At 58.3% G+C, this 3858-nt stretch carries 3 protein-coding genes; 1 reads left to right on the top strand and 2 read right to left on the bottom strand.

Annotation, left to right across the window (positions count from 1 at the left end; all coding sequences use genetic code 11):
* Nucleotides 1-268: 268 nt before the first annotated feature.
* Together murA and ramA are read right to left on the bottom strand one after the other, a co-directional pair.
* Nucleotides 269-1537, bottom strand: coding sequence for a UDP-N-acetylglucosamine 1-carboxyvinyltransferase (murA, locus tag ABRP86_RS11350; RefSeq protein WP_023023781.1), 1269 nt, complete (start codon nucleotides 1535-1537; stop codon nucleotides 269-271).
* Between the two features lie 21 nt (nucleotides 1538-1558).
* Nucleotides 1559-2398 (bottom strand): acetate metabolism transcriptional regulator RamA, encoded by an 840-nt coding sequence (ramA, locus tag ABRP86_RS11355; protein WP_005279642.1) that lies wholly within the window; start codon nucleotides 2396-2398, stop codon nucleotides 1559-1561.
* Nucleotides 2399-2663: 265 nt separating this feature from the next.
* Between ramA and cysK the strand changes: the two genes are divergently transcribed.
* The gene (gene cysK / locus ABRP86_RS11360) at nucleotides 2664-3599 is read left to right on the top strand and encodes a cysteine synthase A (protein ID WP_023023783.1); all 936 of its coding nucleotides are present in this window, start codon (nucleotides 2664-2666) and stop codon (nucleotides 3597-3599) included.
* Nucleotides 3600-3858: the final 259 nt, after the last annotated feature.

Here is a 3858-nt window from a genome sequence, read left to right on the forward strand (position 1 = left end):
ATAAGTACATTGGCACACTATTGAGTTCTCAAACAACATCCACACACCACAAGAAAATTAACCAAACGTTAACCTCTCGTCGGCGGCTCGTACCAACTTACCCAACAACCTGAACCAAGTCAAATCCTCGAACCAAGCCAGTACAAAAAGTCACTCACAAGTAACCAACCGGCTACCCCTCGGCGACTTCGATAAAGTTACACCCCACTCCAGAAAACACACAAATCCCCAGCACACACCGCAAAAATGCATACTGGGGAAAGGTTAATTAGAAGATTTCTTCTTCCTGCGTCCTTTCGATGGTGGCTCCAAGCCGTGAAAGGTTCTCCACAAAGTGGGGATAGCCGCGGTCGATATGGAAGACATCGTGAACGGTCGTGGCTTCGTCGGCGCAGAGTGCGGAGAGCACCAGGCCAGCTCCTGCGCGGATATCGGAGCTCCACACATGCGTAGAGGAAAGATGCTCCTTTCCGCGCACCACCACATGATGACCGTCTACTTGGGCATCGGCACCCAAGCGCAGCATTTCGTCGACGAAGCGGAACCGGGATTCAAAGACGTTCTCCGTGATCACGGTGGTCCCTTCGGCGATGGAGGAAATGCCGATGGCCATGGGCTGGAGGTCCGTCGGAAAGCCTGGGAAAGGCAACGTCTGGTAATCCACAGCGGTAGGGCGCTTATCCATACGCACGCGGAAGCCGTTTTCATAGGTTTCAATCTCTGCACCGGCGGACTTCAGCTTTTCCAGCGGAAGGTGCAAGTGGCGCGGAGCAATGCCGCCGACTGTGATATCGCCTTGTGTCATGGCTGCGGCATAAGCCCAGGTGCCTGCCACGATGCGGTCACCGATGACCTCGTGCTCCGTTGGGTTAAGCCGGTCCACGCCGTGGATGGTGACCTCGGAGGTGCCTTCGCCTTCGATATTGGCGCCCATGGATTTCATCATCTCGCACAGGTCAACGATCTCGGGCTCGCGGGCGGCGTTGTGGAGGACGGTGGTGCCCTCAGCCAAGACGGCGGCGGTCAAAATGTTTTCCGTTGCACCAACGGAAGGAAAGTCCAAACGGATGGTGGAACCGCGAAGCTCGGAGGCCTCAGCGACCACGGCGCCGTGTTCAATGCGGGTGGTGGCGCCGAGTTTTTCCAAGCCGGTCTGGTGCATATCAAGCGGGCGAGAGCCAATGGCGTCACCACCGGGCAGCGCAACCTTTGCATGCCCGCAGCGCGAGGTTAGTGGGCCTAAGACGCATACCGATGCCCTAAATTGGCGAACCGCATCAAAGTCCGCGTTCGATTGCGGCGTCGCAGGGGTAGTAATGCGGACGGTGCTGCCATCGATTGTCACCTCGCAGCCCAAGCCTTCGAGTACCTTTTTCATCAAAGGTACGTCCAGAATCTCTGGGCAATTGGTCAGCGTCGTCGTCCCCTCCGCCAGCAACGCGGCGGCCATGAGCTTAAGGACGCTGTTTTTGGCGCCATCTACTTTGACGGTGCCTGCAAGACGGGCACCGCCGGAAACAATAAACTGATCTTTCACAGCTTTCTACGCTACCGGTTATCAGGGCAACGCGCCGATCCGGCGGGCGGCATTGACGGCTTCGTAGCGAGTGTGCGCCCCCAACTTGCGCATCACGGAGCGTAGGTAGGACTTGACGGTTTCGGCGCCAATTCCCATTTCTTCCGCCGCTTCCACGTTGGTGTGGCCGAGTGCCACGCAGGAGAGGACGTCGAGCTCGCGGGCGGAAAGCTTGGTTGATTGCTTCACGCGCACGGGAGAGACCATCTGATCGCAGAGCGCCTCGAGTTCCTTGCGCAACTCCTCGTCCTCGACGCGGTTGGCCAGCATGCGCAGCTTGGAGTGGGTGGAACGAACCTGTTCCCATTCCGCACCGTTCATCGCATGGCCGCGGGACGCACCTCCCTTTCCGCCATCGGCGCGGCGCATCGCGGAGTTGACCGCGAGATCTTGCTCTAGGGTCCGGGCCGTCATCGTTACTTCCTCGATGACCTTATCCCCCAAGCGCACAGGGGAATGTACGCCAACGTAAAGCACTCCCCGGATTTCACGCTGCACGGTAACGGGTACGGCCACGATCGAGTGCAGGCCTTCGTCTTGGATTACGCTGTCGTTCTCGTGGGAAATGGTGGTGGCACGCGTGTAGTCCGATACGCCCACCGCGCGACGGGTGGTGATGACGCGCCCGCCGACGCCCACGCCGGCATCGATAAGCAGATTCTGCAGCGCCGGCGTACGCAGGCCCACCCACTGGGTAATTTGCAGGCGATTATCCGCCAATAATGTTGCGTACATCGTCACTGGGATTCCGGTGGCGGTTTTGAGAGACGACAGTGCCGCGCGTACGGATTCTTCATCATCTTTGAGGCGATGCGACTCCATGAGACTCTTTCCTCGTCGGGGGTAACCAAGTAGGTGCACCCGATATCCCCGAAAACTTGGGGAGCAGCGGGTAACTACGTGGAATTATAGACAGCAAGTGGGGGTAATTCGAAATCGTCCCTTCGCCTCCGCGGCCGTAAATCCCACATTCCATGCCCGAATGGGTTGTCTGTAATAAATATACCACTCTGTCTACTTAAATAGTGTATCCTTGCGCTTGTACCTGATTTGACCACGAATATGATTCCCAAAGGAGTCCTAATAAATGGCTATTTACAACAATGTCCTAGAGACCATCGGCGGTACCCCACTTATCCGCATCAACCGCTTGGCTGAGGGTAAGGGTGCCACCGTGCTGGCCAAGGTGGAGTCCTTTAACCCTGGTAACTCCGTGAAGGACCGCATCGGCCTCGCCATCATCAAGGCCGCTGAGGAATCCGGTGACCTGAAGCCGGGCGGCACCATCGTTGAAGCTACCTCCGGTAATACCGGCATTGCCCTAGCACTGGCCGGCGCAACCTTGGGCTACGACGTTGTCCTCACCATGCCAGAGACCATGTCCAATGAGCGCAAGGTCCTGCTTCGCGCATACGGTGCAGAAATCATCCTGACCCCGGGCGCTGCCGGAATGCAGGGTGCGGTTGATAAGGCCAACGAGATCGTCGCCGAGCGCGACAACGCCATCTTGGCTTCCCAGTTCGCTAACGAGGCCAACCCCAAGATCCACGAGGCCACCACCGGCCCGGAGATCTGGGACGACGCCGAGGGCAATGTCGATGCCTTCGTCGCAGGCGTCGGCACTGGCGGCACCATCACCGGTGCAGGTCGCTACCTGAAGTCCAAGAACCCAGACGTTTACCTCGCAGCCGTTGAGCCGGCTGACTCCCCTGTGCTGTCTGAAGGCCAGGCAGGTCCGCACAAGATCCAGGGCCTAGGCGCCAACTTCGTGCCGGACGTGCTCGACCGCGAGCAGCTGGATGAGGTCCTGACCGCTTCCCTCGAGGAGTCCATCAAGCTTTCCCGCGACCTTGCTACCGAGGAAGGCCTGCTGGTTGGCATTTCCGCCGGTGCAAACCTTTCCGCCGCGCTGAAGCTGGCTGAGCGCCCCGAGTTCGAGGGCAAGACCATCGTCGTTGTCCTGCCGGACTTTGGTGAGCGCTACGTTTCCACCGTTCTTTTCGAGGACATCCGCGAGGCATAACTAGCCCTGTTATGTCCATGAGGTTTTTGGACTTGGAGTCCAGCTACTTTTTGGACTCGGAGTCTAGGGACTTTGTGGACGCGGAGTCTCCCCGCTTTTTGGACGGGGAGTCCACGGAGTTTTTGTACTGGTGCTAGCTTGGCTTCTTCCGGCGGCTTGGCCGTGGCCCAGAGAGGTTGGGTTTTAGCTCTGGGGGTTGTCGGTGCCACATGCCGACAACGTGGTTTATGTTGATTTGACCGCCGGGTGGACGCTGATT

The sequence above is a fragment of the Corynebacterium sp. KPL3927 genome, from assembly GCF_040225835.1.
Classification (GTDB): domain Bacteria; phylum Actinomycetota; class Actinomycetes; order Mycobacteriales; family Mycobacteriaceae; genus Corynebacterium.